The 16,517-nt window shown below is 67.2% G+C and carries 17 protein-coding genes and 1 pseudogene; 12 read left to right on the top strand and 6 right to left on the bottom strand.

What is annotated here, in order from left to right:
• Positions 1 to 16: 16 nt before the first annotated feature.
• Positions 17 to 670, bottom strand: a complete 654-nt coding sequence (locus tag CSW59_RS05575) for an arylesterase (protein ID WP_099443100.1) — start codon at positions 668 to 670, stop codon at positions 17 to 19.
• A gap of 76 nt (positions 671 to 746) precedes the next feature.
• Here CSW59_RS05575 and CSW59_RS05570 point away from each other — a divergent pair, with 76 nt between their 5' ends.
• Positions 747 to 2,072 (top strand): sorbosone dehydrogenase family protein, encoded by a 1,326-nt coding sequence (locus tag CSW59_RS05570; RefSeq protein ID WP_099443099.1) that lies wholly within the window; start codon positions 747 to 749, stop codon positions 2,070 to 2,072.
• Positions 2,073 to 2,149: 77 nt separating this feature from the next.
• On the opposite strand, the pseudogene CSW59_RS21215 reads toward CSW59_RS05570, so the two are convergent.
• Positions 2,150 to 2,299: pseudogene (locus CSW59_RS21215) on the bottom strand (hypothetical protein); the annotation flags it as partial.
• 47 nt (positions 2,300 to 2,346) lie between these two features.
• Between CSW59_RS21215 and CSW59_RS05565 the strand changes: the two are divergent.
• From CSW59_RS05565 to CSW59_RS05515, 11 genes are all read left to right on the top strand, one after another.
• A complete protein-coding gene (locus CSW59_RS05565) occupies positions 2,347 to 3,798 on the top strand; it encodes a carotenoid oxygenase family protein (protein ID WP_099443098.1) in 1,452 nt (483 codons plus the stop codon).
• Between the two features lie 87 nt (positions 3,799 to 3,885).
• The gene (locus CSW59_RS05560; protein WP_099443097.1) at positions 3,886 to 5,286 is read left to right on the top strand and encodes an NAD(P)/FAD-dependent oxidoreductase; all 1,401 of its coding nucleotides are present in this window, start codon (positions 3,886 to 3,888) and stop codon (positions 5,284 to 5,286) included.
• Between the two features lie 135 nt (positions 5,287 to 5,421).
• Positions 5,422 to 5,673: a DUF2164 domain-containing protein gene (locus CSW59_RS05555; protein WP_041538744.1), complete on the top strand. Its 252-nt coding sequence runs from the start codon at positions 5,422 to 5,424 to the stop codon at positions 5,671 to 5,673.
• Between the two features lie 83 nt (positions 5,674 to 5,756).
• A complete protein-coding gene (locus tag CSW59_RS05550) occupies positions 5,757 to 6,392 on the top strand; it encodes a TetR/AcrR family transcriptional regulator (RefSeq protein WP_099443156.1) in 636 nt (211 codons plus the stop codon).
• 20 nt (positions 6,393 to 6,412) lie between these two features.
• A complete protein-coding gene (locus CSW59_RS05545; protein ID WP_099443096.1) occupies positions 6,413 to 7,456 on the top strand; it encodes an alpha/beta hydrolase in 1,044 nt (347 codons plus the stop codon).
• A 177-nt stretch (positions 7,457 to 7,633) separates the two neighbouring features.
• Positions 7,634 to 8,611 (top strand): NADPH:quinone oxidoreductase family protein, encoded by a 978-nt coding sequence (locus tag CSW59_RS05540; RefSeq protein ID WP_099443095.1) that lies wholly within the window; start codon positions 7,634 to 7,636, stop codon positions 8,609 to 8,611.
• A 227-nt stretch (positions 8,612 to 8,838) separates the two neighbouring features.
• Positions 8,839 to 8,973: a 50S ribosomal protein L34 gene (rpmH, locus tag CSW59_RS05535; RefSeq protein ID WP_004622337.1), complete on the top strand. Its 135-nt coding sequence runs from the start codon at positions 8,839 to 8,841 to the stop codon at positions 8,971 to 8,973.
• A gap of 105 nt (positions 8,974 to 9,078) precedes the next feature.
• Positions 9,079 to 9,516, top strand: a complete 438-nt coding sequence (gene rnpA / locus CSW59_RS05530; RefSeq protein WP_099443155.1) for a ribonuclease P protein component — start codon at positions 9,079 to 9,081, stop codon at positions 9,514 to 9,516.
• 7 nt (positions 9,517 to 9,523) lie between these two features.
• Positions 9,524 to 11,368, top strand: a complete 1,845-nt coding sequence (gene yidC, locus CSW59_RS05525; protein WP_099443094.1) for a membrane protein insertase YidC — start codon at positions 9,524 to 9,526, stop codon at positions 11,366 to 11,368.
• Positions 11,368 to 12,015 (top strand): ribosome biogenesis GTP-binding protein YihA/YsxC, encoded by a 648-nt coding sequence (yihA, locus tag CSW59_RS05520; RefSeq protein ID WP_099443093.1) that lies wholly within the window; start codon positions 11,368 to 11,370, stop codon positions 12,013 to 12,015. Before yidC ends, yihA begins: the two co-directional genes overlap by 1 nt.
• Before the next feature lie 216 nt (positions 12,016 to 12,231).
• Positions 12,232 to 12,711: a DUF3850 domain-containing protein gene (locus CSW59_RS05515; RefSeq protein ID WP_099443092.1), complete on the top strand. Its 480-nt coding sequence runs from the start codon at positions 12,232 to 12,234 to the stop codon at positions 12,709 to 12,711.
• A gap of 135 nt (positions 12,712 to 12,846) precedes the next feature.
• On the opposite strand, the gene CSW59_RS05510 is transcribed toward CSW59_RS05515, so the two are convergent.
• The 4 genes from CSW59_RS05510 to CSW59_RS05495 form a co-directional block, all read right to left on the bottom strand.
• Positions 12,847 to 13,299, bottom strand: a complete 453-nt coding sequence (locus tag CSW59_RS05510; RefSeq protein WP_099443091.1) for a chemotaxis protein CheW — start codon at positions 13,297 to 13,299, stop codon at positions 12,847 to 12,849.
• Between the two features lie 249 nt (positions 13,300 to 13,548).
• Positions 13,549 to 13,668 carry a cytochrome bd-I oxidase subunit CydX gene (gene cydX, locus CSW59_RS05505; protein ID WP_013080671.1) on the bottom strand — a complete coding sequence of 40 codons (120 nt, stop codon included), beginning with the start codon at positions 13,666 to 13,668 and terminating at the stop codon, positions 13,549 to 13,551.
• An 18-nt stretch (positions 13,669 to 13,686) separates the two neighbouring features.
• Complete coding sequence (gene cydB / locus CSW59_RS05500) at positions 13,687 to 14,838, bottom strand: cytochrome d ubiquinol oxidase subunit II (RefSeq protein ID WP_099443090.1); 1,152 nt, start codon at positions 14,836 to 14,838, stop codon at positions 13,687 to 13,689.
• A gap of 14 nt (positions 14,839 to 14,852) precedes the next feature.
• Complete coding sequence (locus tag CSW59_RS05495; RefSeq protein WP_099443089.1) at positions 14,853 to 16,415, bottom strand: cytochrome ubiquinol oxidase subunit I; 1,563 nt, start codon at positions 16,413 to 16,415, stop codon at positions 14,853 to 14,855.
• Positions 16,416 to 16,517 lie beyond the last annotated feature (102 nt).

Below are 16,517 nucleotides of genomic sequence, written 5' to 3'. Positions count from 1 at the left end.
GGTCGGTGTGTTGGGCCTACCCCTTCAACGCCTTCGCCACGACCGGCGCCAGGCGTTCGGCGATGATCCGCGCGCCCTCGGCGTTGGGGTGGATGCCGTCGCTCTGCATGTAGCGCGAGACGCCGATCACGCCGGTGAAGAAGTCGGGCGCGTAAAAGACCCCGAGCTCACGCGCCAGGGCCGGATAGATGTCGGTGAAGCGGCGGGCGTAGTCGACGCCTAGCAGGGCCGGCGCTCGCATCCCGGCCAGCACCACGCGGACGCCTTTCGCCTTCAACCGCGTGACGATGGCGCGCAGGTTCTCGCGGGTCCAGGCCGGCTCGGCGCCCTGCAGCAGATCATTGCCCCCCAGGGCGACCACGCAGACAGCGGTCTCGGCGGGGATGCGCTCCACGCGCGACAGGCCAGCCTGGGTGGTGGCGCCGATCACCCCGAAGCCGAAGACCCGAGCCTGAATCTTCATGCCGTCCAGGGTGCGCTGCAGCCAGGCGGGCAGCGCGCGGTCCTGCGTCAGGCCAAGACCGGCGGTGATGGAGTCGCCCAGCACCGTGACTAGCGGCGGGGACGCCTTGTGGCGCGCGGCGGCGTGGACCGCGCCCGGAACGCCAAGGGCCAGCAGGCCGCCTAGAAAAGCCCGGCGGGCGGCGAGAGGGCTGTGGAACTTCTCCATGGATCGAACCGTATGAGTTGCCTGTCATCATGAAACGCGCTTGGCTTTGAACGCGGGATGAAGGGGAGAGGCGGCTATGCGTCGCAGGGTTCGCGAAATCTTGATCGCCGGCGTGGCGGCGGCGGCGCTGTCGGCCTGCGGCCAGAGCCAGTCTCAGACCGGTCCCGTGGGCTACGGCCCCAACCCCGCCCTGCCCAAGCCGTGCAAGACCCTGATCCCGACCGTCAAGGTTTCCGAGGTGGTCGGCTGGCCGTCGGGCGTGACGCCGACCGCGCCGGCGGGCTTCCGCGTGCAGCCGTTCGCCACGGGCCTGGACCATCCGCGCTGGCTGCTGGTGCTGCCCAACGGCGACGTGCTGGTCGCCGAGAGCGCCGCCCCGCCCAAGGCGAAGCCCACGCCCGGCCTGCGCGGCTTCTTCGAGAAGATGCTGATGAAGAAGGCCGGCGCGGTCACCCCCAGCGCCAACCGCATCACCCTGCTGCGCGACGCCAACGGCGACGGCGTGGCCGAGCTGAAGACGCCGTTCCTGACGGGCCTCTATTCACCGTTCGGCATGGCCCTGGTCGGCGACACCCTCTACGTCGCCAACGCCGACGCCATCGTCGCCTTCCCGTACAAGGCCGGCGAGACAAAGATCACCGCGCCCGCACGCAAGGTGGCCGACCTGCCCGGCGGGCCGATCAACCACCACTGGACCAAGACCATCATCGCCAGCGCGGACGGCTCCAAGCTCTACGCAACCGTCGGCTCGAACAGCAATGTCGGCGAGAACGGCATGCAGAACGAGGTCAATCGCGCGGCGATCCTCGAGGTCGACCTGGCCACGGGGGCCAAGCGCGTCTTCGCCTCAGGCCTGCGCAACCCCGTCGGTCTGTCCTGGAACCCGGCCAATGGCGAGCTGTGGACCGCGGTCAACGAGCGCGACGAGCTCGGCAACGATCTGGTCCCCGACTACATGACCTCGGTGCGCGACGGCGGTTTCTATGGCTGGCCCTACAGCTATTTCGGCCGCCACGTCGACAAGCGCGTCCCCGACTCCGACCGCCGCCCCGACCTCGTCGAGCGCGCCATCGTCCCCGACTACGCCCTGGGCGCCCACACCGCCTCGCTGGGCCTGACCTTCTATGAGGGGGCCAGCTTTCCCGCGCGCTACAAGAACGGCGTCTTCGTCGGCCAGCACGGTTCGTGGAACCGCAAGCCCCAGGCCGGCTACAAGGTGATCTTCGTCCCGTTCACGGGCGGCAAGCCGGCGGGTCCGGTGGAGGACTTCCTGACGGGCTTCCTCGACGCCAAGGGCAAGGCCCAGGGGCGTCCGGTGGGCGTCACGGTCGATGGGTCCGGCGCGCTGCTGGTGGCGGATGATGTGGGCGACGCGGTCTGGCGGGTGAGCGCGGCGCGGTAAAGGACGCCCCCTCCGTCGCCTTTATTTTCGTCTTTCTCGCCCCACGGGACCGGCTTCGCCGGCCCGAGGGCAAGCCAAGTGGCGAGAACCCCTGGTTCAGTTGACACGTGAGACGCAAGCGGACCGCCAGCGGTCCGCCCCTCCGGCGCCTGCGGCGGACAGAGGGGTTCCCGCCACAAGGGCGGCAATGACGGATGGTTATGGGAAGCGACTAGAAACTTGCACAACGAGACTAACTAGCCTTACCCTCCTCGCAAAATACGGGAGGACCGCCATGAAGCTTGAACGCCTGCCGCCGGTGCGGACGTCGCTGTCGCCGACCAACCACCCGTACATGACCGGCCCGTGGACGCCGCAGCACGAGGAGGTCAACGCCTGGGACCTCGAGGTGCTGGAGGGCGCGATCCCGGCCGACCTGGACGGCGTCTATCTGCGCAATACCGAGAACCCCGTCCATGACCCGCTGGGCCGCTATCACCCGTTCGACGGCGACGGGATGATCCACCAGATCGAGTTCAAGGACGGCCAGGCGACCTATCGCAACCGCTTCGTCCGCACCCGCTGCTTCGAGGCCGAGCAGGAGGTCAATGAGAGCCTGTGGGGCGGTCTGATGGACGGTCCGGGAACCTCCAAGCGTCCCGGCTTCGGCGCTCATGGGTCCTTGAAGGACAGCGCCAGCACCGACATCGTCGTCCACAATGGCGAGGCGATCGCCACCTTCTACCAGTGCGGCGAAGCCTATCGGCTAGATCCCCTGACCTTGGAGACGCTCGGCGTGGCAGCCTGGGCGCCGCTGGATGGCGTCTCGGCCCACCCCAAGGTCGACGAGAGCACCGGCGAGCTGTTGTTCTTCAACTACTCCAAGGCCTGGCCCTACATGCACTATGGCGTGGTCGGTCCCGACGGGAAGCGCAGCCTCTATCAGGGCGTGCCCCTGCCCGGTCCGCGCCTGCCGCACGACATGTGCTTTTCGGCGAACTGGGCGATTCTCAACGACCTGCCGGTGTTCTGGGACCAGGAGCTGATGGCCCGCGACATCCACGCCGTGCGCCTGCACAAGGGCCTGCCCAGCCGCTTTGCACTCGTCCCCCGCCACGGCGGCGAGCCGCGCTGGTTCGAGGCCGAGCCGACCTATGTGCTGCACTGGCTGAACGCATACGAGGACGGTGACGAGGTGGTCCTGGATGGCTACTTCCAGGAAAAGCCGATCCCCCGTCCGATGGAAGGCGCGCCTGAGGGCCACGGCCACCTGATGGCCTATCTGGACGAGCACAGCTTCCTGCCGAAGCTTCACCGCTGGCGCTTCAACCTGAAGACCGGCGAGACGACCGAACGCCACCTGGACGACCGGGTGCTGGAGTTCGGCATGTTCAATCAGAAATATGCCGGCAAGCCCTATCGCTACGCCTATTCGACCACCGCCAAGCCGGGCTGGTTCCTGTTCAACGGCTTCGTCAAGCACGACCTTGAGACCGGCGAGAGCTGGTCGATCACCCTGCCCGAGGGCCGCTACGCCAGCGAGGCGCCTTTCGCGCCCAAGGTCGGCGCCAAGGACGAGGACGACGGCTACCTGGTCAGCTTCATCATCGACGAGAACCGGGGAACCTCGGAGTGCGCGATCGTCGACGCCAAGCGCTTCGAAGTCGTCTGCCGGGTGGCCCTGCCGCACAAGCTGAGCAGCGGCACCCACAGCGTCTGGGCCGGGCGGGAGATGCTGCGGGGGTAGCGGCCCGCGCCCCTTCCGCAAGGTCCGCTTGCCGCGTCGGATAACGTCGGTACACTCACCTGAACAACGATAAGTCGGGAGGGTGGAATGGCGACCGGGAACCCCCAAGCGCGGCTGCCCAAGGCCTGCGTGATCGGCGCCGGCTGCAGCGGCTTCACCACGATCAAGCGGCTGAAGGACTACGGCGTCCCCCACGACTGCTTCGAGATGTCCGACGAGATCGGGGGCAACTGGTACTACAAGAACCCCAACGGAATGTCGGCCTGCTACGACAGCCTGCACATCGACACCAGCAAGTGGCGGCTGGCGTTCGAGGACTTTCCCGTGCCGAGGGACTGGCCCGACTTTCCCCACCACGCGCAGCTCTTTCAGTACTTCAAGGACTATGTCGACCACTTCGGCCTGCGCCCGACCATCACCTTTAACACCCGGGTCCAGAGCGCCCGTCGCACCAGCGACGGTCTGTGGTCAGTGACGCTGTCGAGCGGCGAGACGCGGCTCTATGATGTGCTGTTCGTCTGCAACGGCCACCATTGGGACCCGCGCGTTCCGGAGTATCCCGGCGAGTTCGATGGCCCCGCCTTCCACGCCCACGCCTATTGCGACCCGTTCGATCCGGTCGACATGCGCGGCAAGAACGTCGTGGTCGTCGGCATGGGCAACTCGGCCATGGACATCGCCAGCGAGCTCTCCCAGCGCCCGATCGCCAAGACCCTCTGGGTCTCGGCCCGGCGGGGCGTGTGGGTGTTCCCGAAGTATCTGAACGGCAAGCCCGCCGACAAATCCGCCCTGCCCGCCTGGGTGCCGCGCAAGCTGGGCCTGGCCCTGTCGCGCTCGGTGCTGAAGAAGACCATCGGCCGGATGGAGGACTACGGCCTGCCCAAGCCCGACCACGAGCCGCTGGAGGCTCACCCGTCGGTCTCGGGCGAGTTCCTGACGCGCGCGGGCTGCGGCGACATCAAGTTCAAGCCGGCGATCAAGGCGCTGGAGGGCAAGCGCGTCCGCTTTACCGACGACAGCGTCGAGGACGTGGACGCGATCGTCTTCGCAACCGGCTACAAGATCAGCTTCCCGTTCTTTGACGATCCGGCGCTGCTGCCCGACGCCGACCACCGCCTGCCACTGTTCAAGCGGATGATGAAGCCGGGGGTCCCGAACCTCTTCTTCATGGGCCTGGCCCAGCCCCTGCCGACCCTGGTGAACTTCGCCGAGCAGCAGGCCAAGCTGGCGGCCGCCTACCTGGCCGGCCGCTACGCGCCGCCGCTACGCGCGGAGATGGAGAAGATCATCGCCAAGGACGAGCAGCGCCACACTGGTCACTTCTACGAGTCCGCCCGCCACACGATCCAGGTCGACTTCAACGTCTATTGCGCCGACCTGAAGAAGGAGATCGCCAAGGGCGAGGCGCGGGCGCGGAGCCAGGGCGGGACGTTGCCGGTGGCGGCGCGGGCCGAGGGCAAGTCGGAACCGCTGCTGGCCCCCACCTGACCACGCTTTGCGTGGTCGTCCGCCCCCGGAGGGGGCGGAAGGTGACGCCGCGTCCTTCTTCCCCCTCCGGGGGAGGAGCGCCGTAGGCGCGGAGGGGGCAAGTAAGCTACGCCTCTCCGCGAAAGAGGAGCCCCCATGCCCAAGATCACCTTCGACAAGGACACCCGCGCCAAGCTGGTCGCCGGCCTGTCACACTATCTGAAGGACGAGCTGGATCTGGAGGTGAAGGGCTTCGACGCCGAGTTCCTGCTGGACTTCGTGACCGAGCGGCTGGGCCCCTACTGGTACAACCAGGGCCTCCACGACGCCCAGGCCCTGTACCGCGAGAAGCTGGAGGCGATCAGCGAGGCGGTCTACGACATCGAACAGCCGGTCAAACCCTTATGAGCGCGGGGGCTTGCCGGGCGGAGCGGAATGAGGTCACGTTCCTGACGGAGCGTCACGATCGCTCCATCTCCGAGTCGGGGCCCATGTCGAACATCGCCTACTTTCCCAAGCCCCATATCGACCAGCGGCCGGGCAAGCGCGAGCGGACCAAGACCGCCAATCGCCAGGCCATACTGGACGCCGCCCGCGAGGTGTTCGGGGAGCTGGGCTATGACGCCGCCACGGTGCGCGACATCATCCGCCGCACGGGTTTGGCCTCGGGCACGTTCTACAACTACTACAAGTCCAAGGAGGAGGTGTTCGAGGCCCTGGCCGACGACGGCGCCCGCCGCTTCCGCCCGCTGCTGCGCGCCGAGTCCGAGAAGGCCGTCGACTTCCCGTCGTTCCTGCGTGGGGCGATGCTGGCCTATTTCGACTTCCTGGCGAAGGAGCAGGAAAGCTGGCGGATCGACCGCCCCTCCAGCGAACCGATCCCGCACGCTCGGTCCAGTCCAGAGCTGGCCGCCGTGTTCGACGAGGTCCGCGAAGCCTTCGCCCGGGTGCTGGCCCACGACAACGCCCCGCCCGTCGATCTGGACTACCTGACCTCGGCCTGCATCGCGATCGCCCGCGAGCTGGGCGACAAGATGCTGGAGCGACGGCCGGTCGATACGGCCGGCGCTGCGGACTTCGCCGTCAGGCTGATCCTGGGCGGCGTGCCCGCCCTGCCGAAACTATAAAAACAACAGGAGGGGGAAAGATGGCCTCGGACGCCACGCAGAAAGCCATACTGAAGCTGATCCTGTCGCTGCCCAGCCCGATCCTGCGGGCGATGTCGGGCGGGGGCGTCGTCTATAAGGGCGGGCGGACGCTGGACCCGCGCTTCCAGTTCTTCGCCCACGCGGCCAAGAAGCTGCCCCCGATGTCCAGCCTGTCGCCCGCCGAGGCCGTGGCCGGCAGCGCCAAGGGCCTGGCGGCCGTGCAGGGGCCGTTGGAGCCCGGCGTGCGCACCGAGAGCCTGTCGGTGGAGGGGCCGGGCGGCCCGATCCCCTGCCGCGCCTATCGGCCGGAAAACCAGGACATCCACGCCCCGCTGATCGTCTACGCCCACATGGGCGGCGGGGTGATCGGCGATCTGGAGACCTGCCACGCCTTCTGCTCCATCCTGGCCAAGATGGTGCGTACGGCGGTGATCTCGGTCGACTACCGCCTGGCGCCCGACCACAAGTTCCCGGCGGGGCTGGAGGACGTGCTGGCCGTCTATCGCTGGGCGCGTGACAACACCGCCCGCTTCGGCGCCGCGCCGACGCCGCCCGCCATCGGCGGCGACAGCATGGGCGGCAACTTCTCGGCCATCATCGCCCAGGAGATGAAGCGCACGGGCGAGCCCCAGCCGGCGGTCCAGATCCTGATCTATCCGGCCGTGGACGTCGCCAGCGAGACGCCGTCCATGACCACCTTCGGCGACGCCTATCCGCTGACGCGCCAGACCATGGACTGGTTCATGGGCCACTATATGGGCCCCGACGCCGACCCGGCCGATCCGCGCCTGTCACCGGACCGGACCGAGGACCTCTCGGGCCTGGCGCCGGCCGTGATCGCCACCGCGGGCTTTGATCCCCTGACCGACCAGGGCGAAGCCTACGCCAAACGCTTGCAGGCCGCCGGCGTGCGGGTGCGCTATCGCCGCTACGACAGCCTGGCCCACGCCTTTACCGCCTTCACGGGCGCGATCCCGGCGGCGGACGCGGCCTGCCGCGAGATCGCCAGCCTGGTGCGCGAGACGTTCGAGGCGGGGGTTTAGGGCCAAACACCCGATCTCCCCGGCGAATGCCGGGGCCCAGATCGAACCCACAAGCGCCCGATGTTGGGACGAGGCGTATCTCGGATCATCTCAAACCGCTCAGGCTGAATCTGGGCCCCGGCATTCGCCGGGGAGGTCGGATCTAAAGGAGAGAGCGTGAGTTCAATCCCCCCCGCCATGCGCGCCCTGGTCGTCGAGGCCCTAGCGGCCGACTTCGGCGGCTGCGCGGTCCGTGAGGTCGCAACCCCGACGCCCGGCCCCGGCGAGGTCCTGGTGCGCGTCCGCGCAGCCAGCGTGAACTTCCCCGACCTGTTGATGACGCGCGGGGAGTACCAGTTCAAACCGCCCCTGCCCTTCACCCCCGGCCTGGACCTGTCCGGCGAGGTCGTCGCGCTGGGCGAGGGCGTCTCGAGCCTGGCCGTCGGCGACGCCGTGGTCGGCGGGGCGCGGCTGGGCGGTTTCGCGGAGTACGCGGTGCTGCCCGCCGAAGCCCTCAAGCCCAAGCCCGCGCGGCTGTCCTTCGCCGAAGCGGCGGCCTATGGCGCGGCGTACCTGACGGCCTACGTCGCCCTCGTCCGCCGCGCGCGGCTGGAGCCCGGCGAATGCGTGCTGGTCCACGGCGCGGCCGGCGGGGTGGGCCTGGCGGCGGTGGACCTGGCCAAGGCCCTGGGCGCGCGGGTCATCGCCACCTCGGCCTCCGACGACAAGCTGGAAGCGGTTCAGGCGCTCTACGCCCCCGACGCCGTGGTCAATGTGACCGGCGGCTTCCGCGACCGGGTGAAAGAGATCACCGGCGGCCACGGCGCGGACGTGATCTATGACCCCGTCGGCGGCGACGTCTTCGACGAGAGCGTCCGCTGCGTCGCCTTTGACGGACGGCTCCTGGTGATCGGTTTCACCTCGGGACGGATCCCGACGGTCTCGGCCAATATGCCGCTGATCAAGGGCTTCTCGGTGATGGGCGTGCGGGCCGGCGAATACGGGCGGCAGTTTCCAGACAAGGGCCGCGAGAACAGCCAGGCGGTCTGGCGGATGGCGGACGAGGGGCGGATTCGCCCGCATGTGCACGCGCAGGTTCCGCTGGACCGCTGGCGCGAGGCGTTCGACCTGCTGGCCCAGCGCAAGGTGGTGGGCAAGGCGGTGATCACGCCGTGATCCTGGCCCCCTCCGCGCTTCGCGCTCCTCCCCCAGAGGGGGAAGAAGGTGGGCGGTGATCCTTCTTCCCCCTATGGGGGAGGAGGGCCGAAGGCCCGGAGGGGGCGAGTAGGGTAAGTCCCTGAACCGACTCAGGTTGACATCCCGCGTCCGTTCTTTTATCCACCGCCCCTCACTCGCGGGGCCCCAGGCTTCGCGTCCAACGTTTTGCATTTCGGAGCCACGTCGTGAAGCGCACCTTCCAGCCGTCGAAGCTCGTGCGTGCCCGCCGTCACGGCTACCGCGCGCGTATGGCCACCAAGAATGGCCAAAAGGTCGTCGCGCGTCGCCGCGCCAAGGGCCGCAAGCGCCTGACCGCCTAATTGCTCTTCCTCCCTCGGGAGGCTAGATCATGATCAAAGCCGCCTTTTCCACAGACCTGATTTCAGGTTCTCGCCGGAAAGGCGGCTTTTTTCATGCCTGAAGCCATGCATGAAGCCCCGCTCCGCTTCGAGCGGCTTCGCAAGCGGCCTGACTTCCTGCTGGCGGCCAAGGCCCCGGCCCTGTCGCGCGGCGCCGTCTTCATCCAGATGCGCAAGCGCGCCGACGAGGATCCGGTGGTCCGGGTCGGCTTCACCGCCACCAAGAAGATCGGCGGCGCCGTCGAGCGCAACCGCGCCAAGCGCCGCCTGCGCGAGGCCGCCAGGCTGGTCCTGCCCCTTCATGCGCGCCCTTCGCATGACTATGTGTTCATCGCGCGTGGCGGTACGGGCTCGCGCGAATGGGGACGTTTGCTTGACGATGTCAAAAGCGCGCTGATAAGCCTCGCCGCCGAGCACGATGGCGCGAGGGTCTCGCGGTCATCGGCCGGCGCATCGTCCAAAGCCGTCTCTTCCCAACAACCCGATCCCACAGTTTCCGGTTAAGCGCTCCATGCAGAACGACAACAAAAACACGCTGATGTTCATCGTCAGCGCGTTCGCGATCCTGATCGGGTACCAGTTCTTCATCCTGGGTCCGCAGCAGAAGCAGGCCGAAGCCGAGGCGCGCGCCAAGAAGGCAGCGCAGAGCCAGGTCGCCGCCCAGGCCGGCGTTCAGCTGGACGCCAACGGCAATCCCGCGCCGCTGCGCCTGTCGCGCGAGGCGGCCCTGAGCCAGAGCCCGCGCATCGTGGTCGACACGCCCGCGCTGAAGGGCTCGATCGCGCTTAAGGGCGGCCGCATCGACGACCTGTTCCTGCGCAAGTACGCCGAGACGACGGCCAAGGCCTCGCCGCCGGTCGAGCTGTTCCGCCCCGAGGGCGCCGAGCACGCCTGGTTCGCTGATTTCGGCTGGGCCGGCGCCAATCTGCCGGGCCTGCCCGACAGCCGCACCGTCTGGACCGCCGCGCCGGGCCAGGTGCTGCGCCCCAATTCGCCAGTGACCCTGACCTATGACAACGGCCTGGGCCTTACCTTCACCCGCGTGATCGCGGTGGACGACCAGGCGATGTTCTCGGTCACCGACAGCGTCAAGAACAACGGGACCAACGGCCTGCAGCTTGCCCCCTACGCCACCGTGCAGCGTCAGGGCATCGGCCAGCACCTGGGGACCAACCAGATCGTCCACGAAGGCGCCATCGGCGTGCTGGGCTCGGGCAAGGACCAGAAGCTGGAGCTGTCCAAGTACCAGAAGTGGAAGAAGGACAAGCCGCTCACGACCTTCGACTCGGTCGGCGGCTGGGCGGGCATCACCGACAAGTACTGGCTGGCGGCCCTGATCCCCGGCCAGACCGAAACCATCAAGGCCCAGTACCGCGTGACCAACGTGGCCGGCGTCGACGTCTACGACGTCAATTTCGTGGGCCCGACCCAAGCGCTGAACCCCGGCGCGACCCTGACCCAGACCACGCGCCTGTTCGCCGGCGCCAAGACCGTGCCGCTGCTGCGCACCTATCAGTACGCCGGCCAGGCGCCCGACTGGTGGAAGTTCTGGGACAACCGCAAGGCCGAGATCCCGCGCTTCGACTGGGCCGTGGACTGGGGCATGTTCTCCATGTTCACCCGCCCGATCTTCAACGTGCTGGAGATCTTCTTCAAGCTGGTCGGCAACTTCGGCCTGGCCATCCTGCTGCTGACCGTCGTGCTCAAGCTCGTCCTCTATCCGATGGCGGACAAGAGCTACGAGTCCATGGCCAAGATGAAGAAGATCGCCCCCGAGGTCGAGAAGCTGAAGACCAAGCACAAGGACGATCCGGCCAAGCAGCAGCAGGAGATGATGGCGCTGTATCAAAAGGAGAAGATCAACCCGATGATGGGCTGTCTTCCGATGCTGGTGCAGATCCCGGTCTTCTACGCCCTGTACAAGGTTCTGACCGTCACCATCGAAATGCGCCACGCGCCGTTCTTCGGCTGGATCCAAGACCTCTCGGCGCCGGATCCGACGACGATGTTCAACCTGTTTGGCCTGATCCCCTGGGACCCGGGCATGCTGCCTCTGGTCGGCGGTCTGATCGCCCACCTGGGCGTGTGGCCTCTGCTGTACGGCTTCACCATGTGGCTGACCACGGCGATGAACCCGCCGGCCGGCGACCCCATCCAGCAGAAGATCTTCCAGTGGTTCCCGGTGATCTTCACCTTCACCCTGTCGGGTTTCGCCGTGGGCCTGGTGATCTACTGGTGCTGGAGCAACGTCCTGACCATCGTCCAGCAGTACGTGATGATGCGCCGCTACAAGGTCGAGAACCCGATCGACCGCATCATCGCGCGCCTGCAAGGCAAGCCGGTTAGCGCGACCTGATGAGCGACGAGGTCCTGTTCACGGATGAAGAGATCGAGACGGCGCGGGTTTTCTTCGCCCAGCCCGTCTCGTTCATCATGGGCGCGGTGCGCATGGACGCCATGCCCGCGCCCGACCTGCCCGAAGTGGCCTTCGCCGGCCGCTCCAACGTCGGCAAGTCCAGCCTGATCAACGGCCTGGTGAACCAGAAGTACCTGGCCCGCGCCTCGAACGAGCCGGGCCGCACGCGGGAGATCAACTTCTTCCTGCTGGCCGAACAGGTACGGCTGGTCGACCTGCCCGGCTACGGCTTCGCCCGCGTCTCGCGCTCGATCGCCGACAAGTTCCAGGACCTGGGCCGCGCCTATCTGCGCGGCCGGGCGAACCTGAAACGCGTCTACGTGCTGATCGACGCCCGCCATGGGCTCAAGACGGTCGACCTCGAGGCGCTGGACGCCCTGGACGAGGCCGCGGTCTCCTACCAGATCGTCCTGACCAAGGCCGACAAGATCAAGCCGGCCGAGGTCGACAAGGTCGTGGCTGACACCTTGAAGGCCATCGCCAAGCGTCCCGCGGCTTTCCCGCGCGTGCTGGCCACCTCGTCCGAGAAGGGCCTGGGGCTGCCAGAGCTTCGCGCCGAGATCGTCCGGGTCTGCATCGACGAGTGAGCTATTAAGCCTGTCATCCCGGCCTAGCGCGAAGCGCGACGAGCCGGGACCACGGCAAGCGTCGCCGTTTCCGGCGGTCCCGGCTCTCCGCTACGCTACGGCCGGGATGACACGACATTGATAGCCTTCCACAGCCCTACCGCTTCCCGTTAACCTTGCGCTAGGGTTCAACCGCCAGAACCCCGCCTCCCCGTTTTCCAGAAAAGTCTCCCCGCCATGCACCGCCACGAACTGAAGACTTGGCCCAAGTACTTCGCCGCCGTCCGCTCCGGCCAGAAGCGCTTCGAGATTCGCCGCAACGACCGCGAATTCAAGGTCGGCGACATACTGGTGCTGCGCGAGTTCGATCCGGCCACCGATACCTTCACCGGCCAGTTCGAAGAGCGGCAGATCACCTTCCTGCTGTCGGAAGAGGACTATGGCGGCGTCATCCACGGCTTCGTGGCCATCGGCTTTGGCGATGTGGCCCCGCATCCGGACGCGGCCGACGATCTGACGCCTGAGGCCCTGGGCGACTGGCACGAGGCCGCCGCCTCGCAGGCCGCCCTGCGCGCTCAGGAAGCCCGCAAGGTCTCGGACAGCTACGCCAAGAGCAATATGGGCGTGGCCCGCGACCGCCACGCGGCCGTCGCCGACGCCGCCGACGCCGAAGCCGGCTTCCACGCCGCCGCGGCGCGGATCGTTCGCAAGGGGTGATGGCTCTTTAGATCCTCCCCCGCGATGCGGGGGAGGTGGCCCAGAGGGCCGGAGGGGGCTAGCTGGACGCTCGCCGCGTTCGCCCCTCAGTCACTCCGTGACAGCTCCCCCGTGTCACGGGGGAGCATCTTGAGATCAAGCCGCTTCGTGAACCACGGCCGGGAACACGTCGTCCATGCGCAGGTAGGTGATCAGGCGGTTTTCCATCGAGATGATGGCCTGGATGTAGCGCAGCTCATCGACGCCGACGTCCGGGGCCGGCTGCAGGCTGTCGCGCGGCACGGTGAAGGTCTCCGACACGGCGTCCACCAGGATGCCAGCCAGGCGGTCCTGGCACTCGACGACGACGATCACGTGGCGAGTCTCGGGGATGGTGACGCCCAGGCCCAGGCGGTTGCGCAGGTCGATGACCGGCATGATCGCGCCGCGCAGGTTGATGACGCCGCGCAGATAGGTCGGGGCATGAGGAATCGGGGTGGCCGGGGTCCAGCCGCGGATTTCGCGGACGGTCTTCACGTCGATGCAGAACTCCTGCTCGCCGATGCAGAACGAGATCAGCTCCAGAGCAGGCGCGGTGTTGTCGGTCATAAGCGGTCCCCGGGAACAAAGAGCTCGGCCGGAGCGGCGATCGACGCGCTCCGGAACACCTTGCCAGTTAACCCTACGCCGCCTTTAGCAAGCGTTAAGCCAACGCCGCCCCAAGCGCGCCCAAATGTCGCGGCGGCCTGAAAACTGTCATCCCGGCCGAAGCGTAGCGAAGAGCCGGGACCGCGGCGAGCTCGGAGCTTCAGGCGGTCCCGGCTCGGCGCGCTGCGCGCTTGGCCGGGATGACAGCGTCTAAGGCTCCGACAGCCCCTCGTCGCCGTCGTCGGCCAGGTTGAATTCGTACCAGACGCCATTCAGCACGCCGAAGGCGACGGCCAGGCCCAGGCCCAGGATCCAGGTGAAATACCACATCGGTTCGTTTCCTTCGGATCAGTAGAGGTCGGGATTGACGGCCAGGGCGGCCGTGGTGCTTTTGCCCCACAGGACCTTGTAGACCCAGGCGGTGTAGAGCAGCACCAGCGGCAGAAAGATCACCGTGACGATCAGCATGATGAACAAGGTCATGTGGCTGGACGAGGCGTTCCACACCGTCAGGCTCGACCGGGGATCGAAGCTGCTGGGCAGGATGAACGGGAACATCGACAGGCCGACGGTCCCGATGATCCCGGTGGCCGAGGCCGAGGAACCGGTAAAGGCCAGCCAGGCTTTCTTCCAGTAGAGGCCGGCGATCGCCAGGGCGGCGCCGACGAAGCCCAGGACCGGCGCAACGATCATCCAGCCGTGGCGGCTGTAGTTGTCGAGCCAGGCCCCCGGAGCGTGGACGGCGGCCGCGCCGCGCAGCGGGTTGGACGGACCGGCCGCGTCGGCCAGGCCCTCGATGCGGAAGCCCATGCCGCCGAAGGCGACCCAGAAGCCCCCGGCCGCGAACAGCACGATGCTGGCCAGGCCGGCGATCTCGCCGATGCGGCGGGCCCGCTCGGCGACGGGACCTTCCTCGCCCTTGACCGTGATCCAGGCCGCGCCGTGCAGCACCAACATGGCGACCGACAGAAGGCCGCACAGCAGGGCGAACGGCGAGAACAGACCCAGGAACGAGCCCTCATAGAAGGCCCGCAGGTCGCTATCCAGACGGAAGGGCGCGCCTTGCAGGACGTTGCCCAGGGCCACGCCAAAGCACAGCACCGGCACGAAGCCCCCGACGAACAGCGCCCAGTCCCAGAACGACCGCCAGCGCGGATCGGCCCGCTTGGAGCGGTACTTGAAGCCCACCGGCCGCAGGATCATGGCCGCCAGAACCACGAACATGGCCAGATAGAAGCCCGAGAAGCTGATGGCGTAGACGAAGGGCCAGGCGGCGAAGATCGCGCCGCCCCCCAGGATGAACCACACCTGGTTGCCCTCCCAGGTCGCGCCGATGGTGTTGATCACCATCCGGCGCTCCTTGTCGGTCTTGGCGACGAAGGGCAGCAGCGCCCCGACGCCCATGTCAAAGCCATCAGTCAGGGCAAAGCCGATCAGGAGGATCCCGACCAAGGCCCACCAGATCACGCGAAGCGTGGCGAAATCGACGGGGATTTCCATAAGGTTCGCTCCTCTTAGGCCACGGCCGGTTCGGCTTCGACGGAATCGTCGAGCGCCGGTTCGTGCTGGGCGAAAGGCCCCTTCTTGATGGTCTTGAGGATCAGGCCGACCTCGACCACCGCCAGGGCGCCATACAACAGGGTGAAGGCCGCGATGCTGATCAGCAGCTGCGGGACAGTCAGGCTGGACGCGCCCAGGAAGGTGGGCAGTACGCCCTCCACGGCCCAGGGCTGGCGGCCGACCTCGGCCAGAACCCAGCCCAGCTCCGCCGACAGCCAGGGCAGCGGGATGGCCGCTATGGCCAGGACCAGGAACCACTTGGTGTCATGCTTGCGCAGGGTGACCAGGATGAAGGCCGTGGCGAACAGGGCGATCATCAGGAAGCCGATCCCGGCCATGATCCGGAACGCCCAGAACATCACCGGCACCGGCGGCACGGTGTCCCACGCCGCCTTCTGGATCAGCTCGGGCGAGGCCTGACGCGGATCGGCGACATAGCGCTTGAGCAGCAGGGCGTAGCCCAGGTCGCGGCGGTGCTGCTCGAAGGTCGCGCGGGCGGCCAGGTCGTTGGGATTGACCTTCAGCGTCTCGACCGCGCCATAGGCGACAACGCCGGACTCGATGCGATCCTGAGCCTTGGCGACCAGCTGGAAGATGCCCTCGACCGGCTTGTCGAAGCTGCGGGTGGCGATCAGGCCCAGCACGTAGGGAATCTTGACCTCGTGGTGGGTCGTGCGGTCGGCCATGCTGGGAATGCCGAAGGCCGTCAGGCCGGCCGGCGCGGCTTCCGTCTCCCACATGGCCTCCAGCGCCGCGAGTTTCATTTTTTGGTTGTCGGTCAGGGCGTAGCCGCTCTCGTCGCCAAGCACGACCACCGACAGCGACGAGGCCAGACCAAAGGCGGCCGCGACGGTCATCGACCGCTTGGCCACGCCCACATGCTTGCCCTTCAGCAGGTACCAGGCCGAGACCCCCAGCACGAACACGGCGGCGATCACATAGCCGGCGCTGACGGTGTGGACGAACTTGGCCTGGGCCACTGGGTTGAAGATCACGTCCCGGAAGTTGGAGACCTCCATCCGCATGGTGTCGGGATTGAAGACCGCGCCGATCGGGTTCTGCATCCAGCCGTTGGCGACCAGAATCCACAGGGCCGACAGGTTGGTGCCCAGCGCCACCATGAAGGTGACGAACAGGTGCCCCACGCGAGACAGCTTGTCCCAGCCGAAGAACATCAGACCGACGAACGTGGCTTCAAGGAAGAAGGCCATCAGGCCCTCGATCGCCAGGGGCGCGCCGAAGATGTCGCCGACATAGTGCGAGTAGTAGGACCAGTTCATGCCGAACTGGAATTCCATCGTGATCCCGGTCGCCACGCCCAGCACGAAATTGATGCCAAACAGGGTCCCCCAGAACCGCGTGATGGTGCGCCAGATCGGGCGCTTGGTCATGACGTAGATGCTCTCCATGATGACCAGCATGAAGGAGAGCCCCAGCGTCAGGGGCACGAACAAAAAGTGGTAAAGAGCCGTAAGCGCGAACTGCAATCGCGATAGGTCTATAACCGCGGGGTCCATGGACTACTCCCAGACAGACGGCCAATGTGCATACCGACCGAGAGCCCTCCCCTAGATCGGCCTGTGGCCGCAGTCCTTGATCACGGTCAAGGATAGCGACCG

The organism is Caulobacter sp. BP25 (genome assembly GCF_002737755.1).
GTDB lineage: Bacteria > Pseudomonadota > Alphaproteobacteria > Caulobacterales > Caulobacteraceae > Caulobacter.
The sequence above is the reverse complement of the archived record's forward strand: the minus strand, read 5'-3'. Positions and strand labels throughout refer to the sequence as shown.

Coding starts and splice junctions, on each gene's coding strand:
- CSW59_RS05575 (WP_099443100.1), bottom strand. CDS start 670: ATGGAGAAGTTCCACAGCCCTCTCGCCGCCCGCCGGGCTTTTCTAGGC.
- CSW59_RS05570 (WP_099443099.1), top strand. CDS start 747: ATGCGTCGCAGGGTTCGCGAAATCTTGATCGCCGGCGTGGCGGCGGCG.
- CSW59_RS05565 (WP_099443098.1), top strand. CDS start 2,347: ATGAAGCTTGAACGCCTGCCGCCGGTGCGGACGTCGCTGTCGCCGACC.
- CSW59_RS05560 (WP_099443097.1), top strand. CDS start 3,886: ATGGCGACCGGGAACCCCCAAGCGCGGCTGCCCAAGGCCTGCGTGATC.
- CSW59_RS05555 (WP_041538744.1), top strand. CDS start 5,422: ATGCCCAAGATCACCTTCGACAAGGACACCCGCGCCAAGCTGGTCGCC.
- CSW59_RS05550 (WP_099443156.1), top strand. CDS start 5,757: ATGTCGAACATCGCCTACTTTCCCAAGCCCCATATCGACCAGCGGCCG.
- CSW59_RS05545 (WP_099443096.1), top strand. CDS start 6,413: ATGGCCTCGGACGCCACGCAGAAAGCCATACTGAAGCTGATCCTGTCG.
- CSW59_RS05540 (WP_099443095.1), top strand. CDS start 7,634: ATGCGCGCCCTGGTCGTCGAGGCCCTAGCGGCCGACTTCGGCGGCTGC.
- rnpA (WP_099443155.1), top strand. CDS start 9,079: ATGCATGAAGCCCCGCTCCGCTTCGAGCGGCTTCGCAAGCGGCCTGAC.
- yidC (WP_099443094.1), top strand. CDS start 9,524: ATGCAGAACGACAACAAAAACACGCTGATGTTCATCGTCAGCGCGTTC.
- yihA (WP_099443093.1), top strand. CDS start 11,368: ATGAGCGACGAGGTCCTGTTCACGGATGAAGAGATCGAGACGGCGCGG.
- CSW59_RS05515 (WP_099443092.1), top strand. CDS start 12,232: ATGCACCGCCACGAACTGAAGACTTGGCCCAAGTACTTCGCCGCCGTC.
- CSW59_RS05510 (WP_099443091.1), bottom strand. CDS start 13,299: ATGACCGACAACACCGCGCCTGCTCTGGAGCTGATCTCGTTCTGCATC.
- cydX (WP_013080671.1), bottom strand. CDS start 13,668: ATGTGGTATTTCACCTGGATCCTGGGCCTGGGCCTGGCCGTCGCCTTC.
- cydB (WP_099443090.1), bottom strand. CDS start 14,838: ATGGAAATCCCCGTCGATTTCGCCACGCTTCGCGTGATCTGGTGGGCC.
- CSW59_RS05495 (WP_099443089.1), bottom strand. CDS start 16,415: ATGGACCCCGCGGTTATAGACCTATCGCGATTGCAGTTCGCGCTTACG.